Consider the following 15,962-nt stretch of genomic DNA (forward strand, 5'->3'; position numbering starts at 1 on the left):
GCTGTTAAAAATGGCACCAGGACAGGTATTGCACAGCTTTGCATCGCTACACAGTACATGGCAATTCCCTGACACTTTGGCTTTTTAATTGGGAACTATCTCCAAGCAGAGCAGTCCAGCCATTACTACTCCGTAGAAGTAGATATAAGGGAAATTTATCCGAAGTATCGGAACCTTCCTGACTATTAATAAGTATCTCAATGAGTACCTGCCAACCAACCCCAAAACCGGTTGATGCCTGATGCAATGGCTGCTAGCATCAAAAAATCACAGCAGACCGAAGCACCGCGCAACGATTTTTAAAGTCTGCATCCAGCTACCCAACTATCTTTAAAGGAGTAATAACCATTTATAATGTAATGACTTAAGGGAGAGTAAGTTCATTCAGGAGCAGTGACCATGATCAATCAGCCTTAGATATCGCATAGCACCACGTGTTTATAGCAGTCATGCCATAGTCAATGGCCCATAAGTGATCGTTCAAATAGCCTACAAAGGAAAGGTGGTCAAATATTATGAAGCGAATTGGATGCATAGGAACCCTTCAGACCGGGGCTTTTGACAATCACTCAGCCTATATTCTCGATATATTCAACGAACTAAGATCGTACAGATTGTCACATGAGTCAAATGGTATATTTATTGCTTTTGATGATAATTTCCTGCTGATTCTTGAAGGCAACCCTGACAGTTTAGCCACCAACCTGTATCGAATCCGGCGTGACCATCGTATTAAATATATTTCCATTTTGTTCAATCAGAATATCAACAAGGTAATATTTACTCATTGGCGATTGAAGTTTTTTGACAAGCAATCTGAAGCCCATGCTGACTATCTTTTCAATCTCAGGAAAAAAGTCATTCCTTCTATCACTCTTGGCTCACCAGAAGATCAGCTTATTTTTGATACTTTTTTCCCCTCAGCCAAACCACCCGAACCTCCAGAACATTCGCATCCCAGTATATCTGAAGCGTCTCCTCTTGCCTGTACTAAGTCGCCACAATCACCCGCCAGTATTGATTTTGAACATAAATTATTGAGTCTTTCAGCCTGGCCAAAACCGACCCAGTTACAACTCACGCCCCCCATCATGAAAACCTGCAGTTTATTAAGTCATCATAAGATTTCCTATCAGACCTTATACAACAAGGGTATCTGGGCATCGGAAACCGAGCTGAAAGCATTACTGTCGGCACTCATCAAGCTGGGGGTCCTGATCGTCAATGAAGCACCAGCAGAACAACACCTCAAGGTAGCTGAAAAATCTGTTAGCCAGCCCGCCCCACTGGATCGTTTTGGTTCACTGATGAAGCGCTTTCTAACCAGTTCCCGCAAGGCGATGTAAAGATGGATCAAATTTATAAAAAACTGGCAATTGTTGGCGAAGTAGGCGCTGGAAAGACCCAGATCATCCAAACCATCAGTGAAATTTCACCCTTCGCTACTGAAGCCCGCTCCAGCGTCGATATTGGTAAAGAGTTTACAACCGTTGGCATCGACTACGGCCGCCTGTCACTCGATGAACAGACAGCTCTTGGTTTATATGGACTACCAGGACAAAAGCGCTTCAGCATGCTGTGGAATATGGTTCGCAATGGCCTATGGGGATTATTTATCCTGGTAAAATACGGTGACGGCCTTAACCTGGAGGAACTCGACCAGATTCTCACCTTTTTCCAGCCAGGACAGACCAAAACGCCACTGATTATCGGTATCAGTCACTGTGAACAGGCTCCAACTGATGATATGGAAGTATTAATCGATTATATTGAACATGTTTTATCCAAACATCAATTGGTTGCCCCTATCATCCCGGTAGACCCTCGAGACAAGGAGTCTTCATTGTTATTATTGGAAATATTCTTGTCGCTTCAAATAGATGAAAAATGTATAACAACAGAGGCCAACCCCAATGATGATTTCTGACAATTTACATCAAAAAATAAAAGCAATATTCTCAGAACACTTGGCAAGACACAGTGAGATAGAATGCCTCTGTCTGTCTACACTCGATGGCTTTCCTGTTATCAACATCCTCAAAAATGGCATATCATTTGAAGCCGATACCATGGCTGCAGCCTCCAGCACCCTTTACTCCGTCAGTAATGCAGTTGCACGCCAAATTTTATCCAAGCCGTTTCAGACAGCATTCATTGAGTCTGACAATGGAAATATCATATTTACATCCTTAACGATCCAGGAAAATGATTATATATTGACAGCTTCTGCAACAGACAGCATGAACATTGGCCAATTGAGAGCAATTATAAAACGAATTGAAATCAGAGAGTAACAATCCCATATAAAATATTTTAGAGCACCACACATCATAAAATACGATAAGGAGATCCATATGTTAACGATCAGTGATACCGTCAACGGCATGGCAAATATTGACGGTGCAATGGGAGCTGCCGTAGTCGATTACACATCAGGCATGCTATTGGGCAGTGCCGGCAGTGGCGTCGACCTGGAATTGGCTGCAGCAGGCAACAGTGAAGTAGTCAAAGCCAAGTTAAAAGTGATGGCCAGCCTGGGGGTCCAAGGAAGAATTGAAGATATTCTGATCACGCTGGAGAGCCAGTTACATATTATTTGCCCCAGCATCAGCAACGAAGGGCTGTTCCTCTACCTGGTACTGAACAAAAGTACCTCCAACCTGGCACTTGCTCGCCGCAAGGTGCATGACCTGGAAAAGCAACTGCAACGTATCTGACCATACCGGTACCGTAGTCATACGGTAATCCGTCTCTGGCGCAGCCCTTGAACGAGACCGCTGCGCCAGATCATATCCGAATCACCCCCTGTTGCTGCAGGCTAGGAAGCAGCTACCGGGCGAACCGCTTGTTTACGTAAAAAGAGTTCAACCGGAATAAAAGCAAAGGGGATCAAAGAAGCCAGCAACACCAGCACCCAAACACCAACTGACCACTGTTGCTTATTGACTACCAGCAGCGAGCAGACCATGTACAGCATAAACAACACGCCGTGTGTCATCCCTAACAGAGAGACATAATCACGTGAAATCAGCCCCAGAGTGACACTCAAGATTACCAGATACGACAATCCTTCCAGCAAGCTGACCGTACGAAAAAAAGACAACATAACAACACCTTATAATGTAATGCGCCCATGCTCTTTGGTTCGCCGGAAAATTTCAACCTCTGAATGGATACGATCCGCCAACGTCGTTCTGGCAGCCTTGTGAATCCATGGGATCGCTCCGCTTTTCAGCGAATAGGCCAAGGGCATTTCTGGTCGCCCAAGCGCAGATTTTTACACCATTTTGACGTAGAATTTCGACCTTTAATGCCAACCTATTCTTTGAGTACACCCATACCCCATGATACGACTGTCCAATATCCAGCTTCCCCTAGATCACGATGATGCGGCTTTGGAAGACGCCATATTATCGCTGTTGAATATACCGGCAGAGCAGTTACTTGGGTTTCAGATCTTTCGTCGTGGCTACGATGCCCGCAAAAAAACCAGAATCCGCCTGATCTATACACTGGATGTAGACGTACAAAACGAAACCGGGCTACTGGCAACCTTCGCCGATCACCAACAGGTCAAAGCGACACCTGATCTGGACTATCACCCGGTTGCCCAGGCACCGGCGTCTCTGGATGAACGGCCTGTCATTATCGGCTTTGGCCCTGCCGGGTTACTCGCCGGCCTGGTGTTGGCACAAATGGGTTACAAGCCACTGATTCTGGAACGTGGCAAAGAAGTCCGCGAACGTACCAAGGATACGTTCGGTTTTTGGCGCAAGCGGGAGTTGAATACCGAATCCAACGTCCAGTTTGGTGAAGGGGGTGCCGGGACATTTTCAGATGGCAAACTTTATAGCCAGGTCAAAGACCCCAAACAGTACAGCCGCAAGGTACTGCAAGAATTTGTTGCTGCCGGAGCACCAGAAGAAATCCTCTACATCAGCAAGCCTCATATCGGCACTTTCCGGCTGGTCTCCATGGTTGAGCAAATGCGCGCCAGCATCCTTGAGCTCGGCGGCGAAATACGTTTCAGCGCCCGGGTGGATGACCTGCACATTGACGACGGCCAGGTAACGGGCGTTACATTGGCCAGTGGTGAGCGGATCAATGCCCGCCATATTGCCCTTGCCGTTGGCCATAGCGCCCGTGATACCTTTGAAATGCTGCTGAATCGGGGGGTGTATATCGAAGCCAAACCCTTCTCTGTAGGATTTCGCATCGAGCACGAACAATCCGTCATCGACAAGGCCCGCTTTGGTCCGAACGCAGGTAACCCGATTCTTGGCGCTGCCGATTACAAACTGGTACACCATTGCAAGAACGGCCGCTCAGTCTACAGCTTTTGTATGTGCCCTGGTGGCACCGTTGTCGCCGCCACATCGGAAGAAAACCGTGTCGTTACCAATGGCATGAGCCAGTATTCCCGTAACGAGCGTAATGCCAACAGTGCCGTCGTCGTCGGCATCGATCCTTCTGATTATCCTGGCGGCCCACTGGCGGGAATCGAGTTCCAGCGACAACTGGAAAGCCATGCCTATGTCATGGGCGGCAGTAACTACGATGCTCCCGCACAAACCGTTGGCGCGTTTTTGCGCGGCGAAAAACCGGCCCGACTCGGTACCGTACAACCCTCTTTCAAACCAGGCATCAAGCTGACGGATTTATCCGAAGCGTTACCGGACTTCTGCATCGATGCAATCCGCGAAGCCATTCCGGAATTCAACAAGAAAATCAAAGGGTTTTCATTCGATGGCGCCCTGCTTACCGGAGTAGAAACCCGAACGTCCGCTCCCATCAGCATCAAGCGCGATAACGAGACATTACAAAGCATCAATACTCAGGGATTGTTCCCAACTGGAGAAGGGGCAGGCTATGCCGGTGGTATTATGTCAGCCGCTATCGACGGCATTAAAGTTGCTGAAGCCATGGCCCTCAGCATCAATCAGGCACAAGCAGTACCCACCAAAAACTAACATGCGTTAGCAATCATATCAGAGGCCAGAAACAGGATATTTTATCTGTTCCGGCCCTCTGCTGTTGGTCATTTTCCCTGCTATGATATGCCTCCTTCCTATACTCCCCGCAGGATATTGTTCATGGCTACTCTGATGCAAATTCCGTTGGCATCTGCCGAAAAAGAACTGGCGCTCAACGGCGTCTGTAGTTATCACATTGAAGGTGAAACCCTCTACCTGGATGTTGCCGAGGTGGCCAGCCGCCGCAGTGCCGACAGCGTCAGCGGTGGATTGGTACTGGAAATATGGGCCCTGGAATCGGATTATCGCGGCGGTGATTTCTCCGGTTACCTGATTGCCAGCCAACCACTGGGAAGTCTCGACGGGCAACATTGTTTTCGCAATTGCTCTGCCTCCTTGCCAATGCAAATGCCAACCGAAGGGATCTGGACCATCGTACTGATGTTGCGTGAATCCATGCCTGAAGGTCTGGTCACTCGTGACTATATTAATTTTGCCCAGCAAGTACTGGCAGAATGCAAAATGACGCTGAGTTTGTGCAGCTGATTTGAAATTTGAAGATCTACGCTCCCGGGAGCCACTCCCGGGACTGCATTACCAGGCGGATTCACCGAACCCCACTCGCCATCGTCGCTAACACCACAATCCAAACACCACGATCTATATGTATCGCAGCCTGCTGCCGACTGCCCAGTCAGGATAACGGTGGGATCTGTTCGTACTGCCGTTCGTACTGCCTATTGATATGGTCTGCGCCCCCTGTTGTGGCATTCACAAAAAGACACAAAGCTGATCACAAAATAAAACATACAAACATTTTTGTTGTACTACAATTTAACAATTACTGACCTAAAGTAAGCCACGCCAGCGCTCATTGGCACGTTCACTCCGGTCAAGGCATCTATTAATATACTGTGAATATGACCCTATGAAATATCTGGCTTCTTCTGCTTTAACACTCTCCTTGCTTTTCCCGCTGTGTTCACACGCAGCCGATTTAACCCTATCTGAAGCAGAATACCTGACCGGAAGCCTGTGTATGCTATCGCAACGTATGGCCAAGGATTATATGGCTATTGGTGCAGGTATCCGCCCCGATGAAGCGATGAAAGATCTGGATGAAAGCATTGCCACCTTTGAAGCCCGCTATCAATCACTGATGGAATATTCCGAGAACAACGCTGCTGGCAAATCCATTCAGGCAATTGGTAATGTCTGGGAGCACTACCGCAGTGCCATCATTACCCCGCCAAATCAGGCCAACGCTACCGCCATCATTCAGGAAAGTGAAGAATTGCTGGTTATTTGTGACAAGGCTGTGGCGACCATCGCCCGTCAATCCAACTCACCGATTGCTCATTTGATTGAAGTATCAGAACACGGCACCACCCTGACACAGAAAATTGCCAAGTATTATTTTGCCCTGTACTGGAACGTCGATGGCAAAAACCTGAAGCAGGATTTTGATCAGTCGGTCAAAGAATTTGATGATTCCCTTAACTCCCTGACCGACTCAAATGCCAATACATCGGAGATCTCTACAGCGTTAGCCAAGGTGAAATCGCAATGGAAATTCTCCAATTCCGGCTTCAAGCTGGATGAACAGGGCCATTTTGTTCCGACCGTGATTTCCGTCACCAGTGAGTCCATCTTTAACAAGATGTCCGCAGTCGCCATCATGTATGAACAGCTGGCGGACTAGCAGACCCAACAGATACACCAGAAACAAGAAAACAGCCTGTCTATGCAGCTACCAGTGATCTGGCAAACCGCGCGTTTGAATCAGCGCGGCCAGATCCATGGTCAGGGCAATCGCCACGTGCACCGCCACTCCTCCCCAGATCGAGCGTGACATCAAGGCCAGGATGCCCAGAAAAAAACCGAATAAAATAGCGCCCAACGACTCTGGCCAGAGCTTCGGAAAATGCAGCATCAAGTAAGGCAAGCACATCACCGCTACCGACAGGCTACCAAACTGACGCCGCAACCCATTCACCAAATAGCCACGAAAAAAGAACTCCACCGCCACAAACTGCGTAATATAAATCAGCTCCCAAGACAGCAAATCCAGGCCGCTACGATGCGCCTGCGGGTAAAAAGGATAATGCCTGGAAAAGTCATCCCCAAAACTGGCGATCACAGCAAACCCCATAATCGGTAACGCCAGAAACAGATAACCAGGCCAGTGCTTGTGTACCTCACCCCATTGCCAGCCATACTGTCCCAATCGCTGTTTGAATAGCCACTTGATGGTCAGCATCGGTATCACGATAAAACCAACAAGGTGGATGCCTCCCCACCAGCAATAGCCATACAGCGACCGATATTGGCTGCGCATAAAATCGTTGATCCAGCGCCCGTCAGCCGACCAGCCAGCATCCAGCCAACGGATCAAGGCTTCCAGATTCGAACTGTATTTACCGTAATGCACCAAGGTCAGACACAGACAGGCAATGCCCACGACCATCCAGACCCGATGCCGTTCGTACTGATGATCAGACAAGGTATACGCTGCTTTTTCCGCCCTCACCTCATCATCAATACAGTCCAGCTGTTGCCACACAAAACCCGGTGTTAACCAGCGCCATACCGTCACGGAGTACCCCTTATTAAACGGCATATAAATATGCCTCAGGCAGTGATCATACAGAACAGGCAGCTGGCATTCGCCGGGCTAACGCATTTCGAACATCTCCTGATGGAATTGGTCCCTGGGCATACCGGCAGCACTCAGATCACGCTTGAGTTGCTGACCAAATACCGATGGGCCACAGAACCAGACACTCGCCTGCCGCCACGTCGGCAGCTCCGCCATGATCTGCGCGGTGGTCAGACGCTGGTGCTGGCCAGACAAGACCAGATGTAATGTAACACCAGCCTGATCAGCAGCAGCTTGCAGCTGCTCGAGAGCGTCACTATTGATTTCGGCCACCGCATAATACAGGTCAATCTGCTGTGAACCGGGCTGCTGCTGTAATTGCTGCATGCGGGCAATAAAAGGCGTGATACCAATCCCCCCACCAATCCAGATCTGATGCGTAGCGCTATCCTCAAAATTGAAACAACCATACGGCCCCTGCACCGAGACCGCCGTACCGGGAGCAAGCTCATCCAGCATACGGGCCGTGTAATCTCCCAACGCTTTACTGATAAACACCAACACCGGAGCCGCCGGATTCCAGGCCGATGCAATGGTGAAAGGATGAGGTTCTTCATCAGCGCAGGTTTTCAAAAAGGCAAACTGCCCCGCTTGATGACCCGGCCAGCCACGCTCAGGACGAATACGGGTAGCTATCGACTGCATCTCCGGATAACGAGTCACTTCCTCCACCTGGCCAGCCACCGTGCGGCTTTTGCCGACCCGGCCTGCCAGAATCCACAAGGCAGCGGCCGTTCCTGCCAACATCAACACAGCCAGCAACCAGCCAATCGGTTGTGACCAGTAATCGAACTCCACCAATACCACCGCATGAAAAACCAGAGCCAGATACGCTACCGCAATCAGGGTGTGCGTTTTTTTGAACCAGTGATAGGGAAAGCGCTTGATCAACGCCAGCACCATCAACAACGCCGCACCATAAAACGCCCATTCGCCAACATCCTTGGCCAGACTGCGCACACTACGGAATATTCCTTCAATCAGCCCGTACACCTGTTCCGGTTTTGGCCCGCGCTCCGGTCGTTCCAGCCAGCCCCAGCCCACCATCCATTTGGTTCCCTTGGCAAACCACCAATGCAAGACTGAGGCGACCAATGCCGTGATACCCAGCCACTTGTGTAGCCGATACATCTTGTCCAGGCCATTCAGGTGGACTTCCAGCCAGGCAGAACGGGCGGCCAGTATCATGGCCAGGCTCATAACGGTAATCGCGATAACGCCGCTGTACTGGTTAAATACATGGCGAAAGGAAAAATAGGTAAAAGGATCAGGCAGCAGAGTATCGGCTAACAACCACAACAGGGTCGTGGTCAATAGCAAGCCGATATACAGGCGTGTAGCGGATTTCATAGAGGTTTCCATACTCAGTCAATTCAGATCAACATGTACAGCGGGTTGATAACCAGCTTATGTCTATCGGTGAATTCTGTACGAACAAAGGTTAATAAAGCGTTAACAAAACTCTGAAAGTCAGAAATTAACGGCCCAAACTTAAACCTCTTGAGTACAACTGGAAACCACTTTGACCAAAAACATACCACTGGTGACTCAATCAACCTGACCAGCCACCAGCCACCAGCCTAAAAAGGCTAGTCAACCGCCTCGGAGCGTCGTAAAACTTCCTGTATCACCCGAGTCAATGCAGTCTCCGGCTGACCGCCAGACACCAGATAGCTATTATTAAAAATCATCGCTGGCACCGAACTGATGCCCTGTTGCTGCCAATATTGCTCCGCATCCAGCACGTCTTCAGCATACTGATTACTTTCCAACACGCTACGCGCAGCTTCAGCATCCAGCCCCACCTGTTGGGCCAGATCACACAACAATTCAATATCGTCCGGATTCTGGTTATGGCTGAAATACGCCAGCAGCAAGGCTTTTTTTAGCGCCAGCTGAGCATCACCAGCCTGCAACCCAGCCCAGTGTAATAACCGATGCGCCTTGAAAGTATTGTATTTTTTACTGTCGTCCCGAAAATCAAATACAAAACCAACCTCCGCCCCACGAGCAGTAATCTGCGCCTGATTGTCGGCTACCTGTGCGGCAGAAAGACCATATTTTTTTGATAAATATGGCCCGACATACTCACCTTCACTGCCCATGCCCGGCGTCAATTCGAAAGGATGAAAACGAATCGAAACATCCACGTCATCATCCAATGCTTCCAATGCCCGCTCCAGACTGGCAAGACCAATGGCACACCAGGGACATACCACATCGGACACAAAATCGATCACTAAAGACTGAGACATAACAACTCCTTTATTGGAATGGTGGTTAGGCCACCCAATAATAGTACGTATAAAATAATACATCTGCCCAATATTTAAAGCAGTTACTTGCCGGCATTACTAAAAAAATGATATCCAGAATATCAAGAAGGCTTGTTATATAGTAAGCCAGTCCCTATTTTTTGTAATACATGTAGTCCAACATCCAGATTATCCATTCTTCATCAAATCCAGCCAAGCTGAAGATATTGATTCTGAACTCTGGAAATTAGCCAGATGTGGAAACAAATACGGCATATCAGAATCACTAACACCGAACCAGCTTGCCAAAGAAGCCAACGTTTGTTCATTGGCCAAACTCGGGATCATTCGACCTCGCTTATCTGGCACAGACTGCAGACTTTCTGTACGTAAATCCGGTACCTGCCCATAAATACCAGCGTTAACAGCTCCGCCAACAACAAATTGCTGCCCTCCCCAAGCATGGTCCGTACCATCACCATTGTTTTGCAGAGTTCTGGCAAAATCTGACTGACTATAGAGAGTAACATTATTTTCCATGCCTAATTCTTTCATTGCTTGCTGAAAGTGCCAGATAGACAAGCTCAGATTACGCAATAACAATGGATGTTTATTGGCTTGCTGGGCATGAGTATCAAACCCCCCCAGCGAGACTGCAAATACCTGACGCCGTAAACCTTGCCGTTTGCCAATTTCTATCATACGAGCAACAGTCTCAAGCTGCCGCATCAATCCAGCATGTACTTCACTACTGAGACCAATCAAACCGGCGTCTGGTATGCTGAACAATGACTCACCATAACTGCCCAATTGTAATAACGAATAGTCCTGTGTATTGCCCCACTCCACATCCAGCAACGTCTGCATCTCAATGATCGTTTGCTGGCGGTTAGCAAACAGTTGTTCATATAAACCTCGACGAGGAAAAGCATTCAAAGCATTCAGCACATCAGCTCGGTGTTGTTCATTCTCCGAACCAACCTTGCTGATTCTATCCATTTTTAAAGGCTTACCAATCGGGATAACTCTCTCTGGAGCCAGTGCTGATGCAAACATCGGCTTTCTCCTCCCTATCGCCATATTCATACCCAGCAGATGCCCACTATTAATCCCCTTGGCAGCCCCCGATAGCCACATGTCTGCCAAACGCCCAGCCCAGCCCAGCGATTCAGTAGCTGTGCCATCTGCTGTCGCTAGATAGCGCTGCTGATGGTTATGAGCAAACAAAAAGGATGGTAAGCCTCCCAATCCATACTGTTGACGATTGATCGGCTTTACCAACACCCCCGAATTAACAATCCAAGCCAACTGATTTTGCTGCTGCAAACGAGCCAATTCTGGTGCGCATCCGTTAACCGACCATTGCTTACCTACCCGATACACCCCCTTGAAATAGCTACCAACGACATTGTTTTGATCATAATACGGATTCGCTGCTGCACTACCAACCTGCTCAGGAGGGAGATCCAGCTGCTGCTGCTTGACAGCCATACCAGCACGGCGGGAAGCATATGTTTGATAACCATAACCGACATCCACCTCACTACTTTCATTTGCGGATGGAATCAACAAATTCCAGGAATCATTGCCACCAGATAAAAACAGACAAACCAAAGCCTTATAGCCTGTATCTGTAGGTAACAACAAAGAACCGGAGTCATTTCCCCAGGCCCGATATGTTATGCCAGTTCCCGTCGCTGATAATAATCCGCTTGCTGCTAATTGTTTCAGAAAGTGACGACGAGACCCGCAGAAAGGACGTTGGTCTGACATGGTAGATACTCCTCGAAATTAGTTCTGAGTCCAATATTCCGGCATGGCAGCCAATAACCGGATACTATCTTCTATAATTTGGAGTGCTTCCAAACGAGGATTCTTAGGTTTCTGAGGCACCATAAGATACTCAATCAGACGTGTTCTGGCTGGCTCTGGCATCGTTTTTCCTAACATAGGCAACTCCAGTTGATCCAATACCGCATCCAGTGCTCGACGGCGTGCCACGTTATCGCTATTCAACCGTAAAAAGTCTCCATTACTGTCATTTTCCAATGCCAATTCCAGTCGTTTCAACCATGGTCCAGTATCTACCAATAAATTGACGTGGTGTCTTCGGCGTTGTTTATTAATATTACGTGCATATTTTTCACCTCGAATAGCCAGCGATTGCTTGTCATTCCTCAATAATATGTGGCGCAGGATATTACTGAATGCAACCAAGGCCTCAACATCCAGAATTTCAGCTTCTGGAGCAACCCACTGCCGTTCGACAAAGCCTGCTTCAGAGGGCTGATAATCGGCAGAATAAAAATTGAATACCGAAGGAGAGCGATAAGCATTTTGGCCAATGCCCAGATCACGAAACCAAATCACATCATGCATCTGCCCACCATGAATCGATTCCCAAGGCTCTGCAGGCTGAACATCAAGCATTCTCAACACTGCCGACAATGCCAGCACTGGCTCTTTCAGTTTCATCGCCTCAGAGGTTTGGTCTCTAGCTTCAGAGTCAAGTAAAATAGCCCGAACCATTGCTGCCATATCACCTCGTATTCCTTTGCCATTATCATTAAACACAGTACTGACTCTGCCGATATACTCTGGTGATGGGTTCGATGACACTAGCCTCTGAATCAGATGTTTACTGACAAAAGGACCCACATTCGGATGGGCAAATAAAATATCCAAGGCTCTTTCAATATCCGCCTTACCTGTCAGGTTCGCCTCGATTGGCTCACCCAACAGTATCTTGCTACCAAAATCATGGAACTTTTTGGTGAATTCCAGTGGCTCAACAACCAAAATCTGACGCTGGTTTCTGCCACCATAGTGCTTGTTCCCTCGTAGGTCCCAGCCAGTCAATACTCTGGCCAATTCCATAACATCTGTCTGTGTATAAACTGGTATCGGATTACCCTGTTTATCTGTCTTAATGGAACCATCCAGATTCAGGTTATACAGCCCGATAGTAAATAATTGCATCAGCTCGCGGGCATAGTTTTCATCTGGAGATGTCTCGGTTTTTGGGTTTGATTTACGATTTCCCTGATAAGACAAATAAATACCCATTGCCGGAGAATAAGTGACCGCTGACAGCAGATCCCGATAATTGCCAAAGGCATATTTAAGCAATAAATCGTTATATGCCGCCAAGGCTTCTGCTCGCACCTGTAATGGCGGCTCATTAATAGAAACTACAACCAATTGGCTTAATGCAAAAGCCACTCGCTGGCGTAGTTGATCCTTAGCTGTCAGTGCTTGCTCCCACCAAGCTGATTGCTGAAAGTCTCGTACACGAGGTATTGCTTGAGAATTAAAACTGGATGTTTCAAACCAATTCCGGGAAGGGTCCTCCATTAACGCCAGTTGAATCGTACGCTGCAGTTGACTGTATTTTTGTGGCAGTACCAGCTGCTCATCAACCCAGTCTTCAATGCCCTTCGACATCACTGCAGCAATACTATCAGGACTAGGGCCAAAGCTGGCCTGCTGTAATAGCTTAATCGCTGCAGACCGATCAACGCTTTCTTCGCCTGCCTGTACCCATGAACCCAACACTGACAAAATGGTAGCCAACAGCCATACTGACGGTCTGCTCGGCCTGCTTTGAACAACATAAGTTACTTGGGCTTGAAACACACTCAAAACCGCGCAGCAATATAGCTGAATTGGCACAGGCATCCTTCGGCTCCTTCATGTTGAGCGGTTGAATTACAGAGACGACCACAAAATCCATAGGTTCCCTCCAGCCAAGCAGTTTCTTACCTATAACTGCCTACTAGCCCACAGGATACAAGATACGGTCCTGATAACCGGTCAGGATTTCCATGGTACCGGCCCAATGTGCATCAAACTGACTGTCTCCGCTGTCGATCACCAGCGGTCGGCCTGCCAACGCGGTGATTTTGGTTTTGGTCGATACCAGCAGGATATTGTCACGACCGATACGCGTCAGCACCGTGCGGCTGAACTGCTGATTGCCACGGCCAATAATATGCCCCTGTCCTCCCATCACACTCAACACCGCCTGACGTTGCGGGTAAACATCCAGCAGTGCCAGAATACCCTGCTCATTCAGGTCACGACCGATCAGCTGACCATCAAGCACGGCGTCTACGCCCAGCAATGTACCGTCCAGCCCCATCTCTGCCAGAATCCCCTGGGTGGTTTTGCCTGAGCCGATCAGATACAAACAGCCATCGTCCATTTCCTGCTGTACCGTGGCCGCGATATCCGCCAGAACCAGTGCTTCCTGCTCCACGCCTCCCTGTTTGACCGCCTGGATAAAATGTCCGGCCATTGGCACTCGCATATCACCATAATGTCGTGCCCGTACCTCACCCTGTCGAAAGGCGTCTTCATCCAGGTCCCGTACTTCCGCTTCACGGATATCCACCAGCCCGCCGTTCACCAGCTGGCAAATCACCTCTGCACTGGCCACCGGTGTAATGCCGTATACCCCGGAGTGGATCTTGACCCCGGCGGGAATACCCAGCACTGGCAACTGATCAGCCACCACGCTACAAATATCTCTGGCGGTACCATCTCCGCCAGCAAACAACAGGACATCGAGAGCTTCATCCAGCATTAGGCGCGCCGCGCTCAGAGTATCGTCACGAGTGCTCTGACGGCCGTCAGTTGACGGCAGATCCAGCAGCGAACAAGTCATCCCGGCCTGTGCCAGCCAGGTCGCTCCCATATCCCCAGGGCAGCTGACAAACTGGCACTGATCCTTCAGCGGAGCCAGTCGCTGCAGAGTCTGCAACGTCCGTAATCCGGCCTTTTTTTCAGCCCCCAATGCCAGCGCCTGGGCAATAGTCTCCGCACCATCACTGCCTTTCAGACCCACCGACCCACCGATTCCAGCCAATGGATTGACAATCAAGCCCAGTCGAATCATATCGTTCCCGTTGCGGTAAAAGTCATGATTATAACCAGTCCGTCAGCTTGATACCGACTCCCAGCCGCTCCTGCCAATGGTTGTAGTCAATCAGGCTGTCGCCATAACCATTAAAATACTGCACAAAACCCTTGAGCTTGCGCGTCAGAGGAAACGTAAAATCCATTTCGACGGCGCCACGATTGTTTGTGGTATCCAGATTGTTACGCAACATAATGCCCACGGAGCGCTGACCATAAACCCGCATATAACGCAGCTCGCCATATCCCAGATAATCTTCAATATCCGGGTTATCGTTATCGGATGGATCATACGGATCGGCTTGCTTGCCTTCGGGGATACGCCACCAAACCTTGCCCATCCAGATTCCATGCGAAAAAGCGGATGCCCCTTCGAGAATAACCCGGTTCCAGCTACGGGATAACGAACTGGTCTGACCGTTGGACTGGTGATTCAAACCAATACCCACGCGATCCAGCCAGTCAATACCCGGCTGCCAGGAGTAGATAATCTCTGGTTCGTGGTTGGTTTCCCGAAAGGGTCTGGAAATATCGGAGTTATAGGCCTGCCAGTAAGAGCGGTTGGTATAGGCGACTTCAAGTCGATCAAGCTTGGTCAGAATCCCTTCCAGCAATTCGTACTTGATGCTGAACTGCATCACCACTTCCACATGATCAAAGCCCCCGTCATACGATGTATCATCGGCAGAATAATGCTCGAACAGGCGTTCGACTTCCTGATTGTTCGGGCTGCTCTGATAGGTGAGTGGCATCACATAATTAGGCCGATGAGGTAACAACACATGAGGACTGTTCGCTGCCAAGGCTTCGACCTGACGTTTACGTATCATCTGCGGATAATATTTCTGGATCGCCGGCTTGAATTCATCCGGCGAGATCATCTCGACGTCTACGGTTTCTGTTTTCAGGGGTTCATCTTCCAGCCACGGAGTCTCCTGCTGGTCATTTAACTCATCCCGCCATAACCGGGACGCGCTGATGGACTCCTCGGGCTTGTCTGCCAGCTCCGTGCCGGCAACCTCAGCCGATGGGCTCACCACGGTTTCAGCAGCCAGACGGGCACTGCCCAGCAACATCACCAGCAACAGCCCACGAGCCAACGTTCGCCAACAGCAAAATATACCAACAGGGAGGATTGTTATCACAGGCACGACCACG

Annotated in this window: 15 protein-coding genes; 7 read left to right on the forward strand and 8 right to left on the reverse strand. The window is 49.0% G+C overall.

Features of this window, described 5'->3' with window-relative positions; all coding sequences use genetic code 11:
• Positions 1-515: 515 nt before the first annotated feature.
• Genes Q4551_RS09950 through Q4551_RS09965 form a run of 4 tightly spaced genes read left to right on the forward strand, consistent with a single transcriptional unit; the run spans position 516 to position 2,717 of the window.
• Complete coding sequence (locus tag Q4551_RS09950) at positions 516-1,346, forward strand: BLUF domain-containing protein (protein ID WP_303433449.1); 831 nt, start codon at positions 516-518, stop codon at positions 1,344-1,346.
• A 2-nt stretch (positions 1,347-1,348) separates the two neighbouring features.
• Positions 1,349-1,927, forward strand: a complete 579-nt coding sequence (locus Q4551_RS09955) for an ATP/GTP-binding protein (RefSeq protein ID WP_303433451.1) — start codon at positions 1,349-1,351, stop codon at positions 1,925-1,927.
• Complete coding sequence (locus tag Q4551_RS09960; protein ID WP_303433452.1) at positions 1,914-2,294, forward strand: roadblock/LC7 domain-containing protein; 381 nt, start codon at positions 1,914-1,916, stop codon at positions 2,292-2,294. Before Q4551_RS09955 ends, Q4551_RS09960 begins: the two co-directional genes overlap by 14 nt.
• A 60-nt stretch (positions 2,295-2,354) precedes the next feature.
• The gene (locus tag Q4551_RS09965; protein WP_303433453.1) at positions 2,355-2,717 is read left to right on the forward strand and encodes a hypothetical protein; all 363 of its coding nucleotides are present in this window, start codon (positions 2,355-2,357) and stop codon (positions 2,715-2,717) included.
• 101 nt (positions 2,718-2,818) lie between these two features.
• On the opposite strand, the gene Q4551_RS09970 is transcribed toward Q4551_RS09965, so the two are convergent.
• Positions 2,819-3,106 carry a DUF3817 domain-containing protein gene (locus Q4551_RS09970; protein ID WP_303433455.1) on the reverse strand — a complete coding sequence of 96 codons (288 nt, stop codon included), beginning with the start codon at positions 3,104-3,106 and terminating at the stop codon, positions 2,819-2,821.
• A 238-nt stretch (positions 3,107-3,344) separates the two neighbouring features.
• Here Q4551_RS09970 and Q4551_RS09975 point away from each other — a divergent pair, with 238 nt between their 5' ends.
• The 3 genes from Q4551_RS09975 to Q4551_RS09985 all read left to right on the forward strand — a co-directional run bounded on the left by Q4551_RS09975 (position 3,345) and on the right by Q4551_RS09985 (position 6,675).
• Positions 3,345-4,970 carry an NAD(P)/FAD-dependent oxidoreductase gene (locus tag Q4551_RS09975; RefSeq protein ID WP_303433457.1) on the forward strand — a complete coding sequence of 542 codons (1,626 nt, stop codon included), beginning with the start codon at positions 3,345-3,347 and terminating at the stop codon, positions 4,968-4,970.
• 123 nt (positions 4,971-5,093) lie between these two features.
• Positions 5,094-5,519 carry a hypothetical protein gene (locus Q4551_RS09980; protein ID WP_303433458.1) on the forward strand — a complete coding sequence of 142 codons (426 nt, stop codon included), beginning with the start codon at positions 5,094-5,096 and terminating at the stop codon, positions 5,517-5,519.
• 382 nt (positions 5,520-5,901) lie between these two features.
• Entirely contained in the window at positions 5,902-6,675 is a 774-nt protein-coding gene (locus Q4551_RS09985; RefSeq protein ID WP_303433460.1) for a type IV pili methyl-accepting chemotaxis transducer N-terminal domain-containing protein, read from the forward strand.
• A 48-nt stretch (positions 6,676-6,723) separates the two neighbouring features.
• On the opposite strand, the gene Q4551_RS09990 is transcribed toward Q4551_RS09985, so the two are convergent.
• The 7 genes from Q4551_RS09990 to Q4551_RS10020 form a co-directional block, all read right to left on the reverse strand.
• The gene (locus Q4551_RS09990; protein ID WP_303433462.1) at positions 6,724-7,593 is read right to left on the reverse strand and encodes a CPBP family intramembrane glutamic endopeptidase; all 870 of its coding nucleotides are present in this window, start codon (positions 7,591-7,593) and stop codon (positions 6,724-6,726) included.
• A gap of 54 nt (positions 7,594-7,647) precedes the next feature.
• The gene (locus Q4551_RS09995; protein WP_303433464.1) at positions 7,648-8,982 is read right to left on the reverse strand and encodes a ferric reductase-like transmembrane domain-containing protein; all 1,335 of its coding nucleotides are present in this window, start codon (positions 8,980-8,982) and stop codon (positions 7,648-7,650) included.
• A 239-nt stretch (positions 8,983-9,221) separates the two neighbouring features.
• Complete coding sequence (locus Q4551_RS10000; RefSeq protein ID WP_303433465.1) at positions 9,222-9,887, reverse strand: DsbA family oxidoreductase; 666 nt, start codon at positions 9,885-9,887, stop codon at positions 9,222-9,224.
• A gap of 189 nt (positions 9,888-10,076) precedes the next feature.
• Positions 10,077-11,660: a DUF1501 domain-containing protein gene (locus Q4551_RS10005; RefSeq protein ID WP_303433467.1), complete on the reverse strand. Its 1,584-nt coding sequence runs from the start codon at positions 11,658-11,660 to the stop codon at positions 10,077-10,079.
• Between the two features lie 18 nt (positions 11,661-11,678).
• On the reverse strand, positions 11,679-13,565 hold the full coding sequence (locus tag Q4551_RS10010) for a DUF1800 family protein (protein WP_303433468.1): 1,887 nt from the start codon (positions 13,563-13,565) through the stop codon (positions 11,679-11,681).
• 97 nt (positions 13,566-13,662) lie between these two features.
• Positions 13,663-14,784, reverse strand: coding sequence for an ATP-NAD kinase family protein (locus Q4551_RS10015; RefSeq protein WP_303433470.1), 1,122 nt, complete (start codon positions 14,782-14,784; stop codon positions 13,663-13,665).
• A gap of 28 nt (positions 14,785-14,812) precedes the next feature.
• Positions 14,813-15,904, reverse strand: a complete 1,092-nt coding sequence (locus tag Q4551_RS10020) for a phospholipase A (RefSeq protein ID WP_303433472.1) — start codon at positions 15,902-15,904, stop codon at positions 14,813-14,815.
• Positions 15,905-15,962: the final 58 nt, after the last annotated feature.

This window comes from Oceanobacter sp. 5_MG-2023 (assembly GCF_030548165.1).
GTDB lineage: Bacteria > Pseudomonadota > Gammaproteobacteria > Pseudomonadales > Oceanobacteraceae > Oceanobacter.

Coding starts and splice junctions, on each gene's coding strand:
- Q4551_RS09960 (WP_303433452.1), top strand. CDS start 1,914: ATGATGATTTCTGACAATTTACATCAAAAAATAAAAGCAATATTCTCA.
- Q4551_RS09975 (WP_303433457.1), top strand. CDS start 3,345: ATGATACGACTGTCCAATATCCAGCTTCCCCTAGATCACGATGATGCG.
- Q4551_RS09980 (WP_303433458.1), top strand. CDS start 5,094: ATGGCTACTCTGATGCAAATTCCGTTGGCATCTGCCGAAAAAGAACTG.
- Q4551_RS09995 (WP_303433464.1), bottom strand. CDS start 8,982: ATGAAATCCGCTACACGCCTGTATATCGGCTTGCTATTGACCACGACC.
- Q4551_RS09955 (WP_303433451.1), top strand. CDS start 1,349: ATGGATCAAATTTATAAAAAACTGGCAATTGTTGGCGAAGTAGGCGCT.
- Q4551_RS10015 (WP_303433470.1), bottom strand. CDS start 14,784: ATGATTCGACTGGGCTTGATTGTCAATCCATTGGCTGGAATCGGTGGG.
- Q4551_RS09950 (WP_303433449.1), top strand. CDS start 516: ATGAAGCGAATTGGATGCATAGGAACCCTTCAGACCGGGGCTTTTGAC.
- Q4551_RS09970 (WP_303433455.1), bottom strand. CDS start 3,106: ATGTTGTCTTTTTTTCGTACGGTCAGCTTGCTGGAAGGATTGTCGTAT.
- Q4551_RS09985 (WP_303433460.1), top strand. CDS start 5,902: ATGAAATATCTGGCTTCTTCTGCTTTAACACTCTCCTTGCTTTTCCCG.
- Q4551_RS09990 (WP_303433462.1), bottom strand. CDS start 7,593: ATGCCGTTTAATAAGGGGTACTCCGTGACGGTATGGCGCTGGTTAACA.
- Q4551_RS10005 (WP_303433467.1), bottom strand. CDS start 11,660: ATGTCAGACCAACGTCCTTTCTGCGGGTCTCGTCGTCACTTTCTGAAA.
- Q4551_RS10010 (WP_303433468.1), bottom strand. CDS start 13,565: ATGCCTGTGCCAATTCAGCTATATTGCTGCGCGGTTTTGAGTGTGTTT.
- Q4551_RS10000 (WP_303433465.1), bottom strand. CDS start 9,887: ATGTCTCAGTCTTTAGTGATCGATTTTGTGTCCGATGTGGTATGTCCC.
- Q4551_RS09965 (WP_303433453.1), top strand. CDS start 2,355: ATGTTAACGATCAGTGATACCGTCAACGGCATGGCAAATATTGACGGT.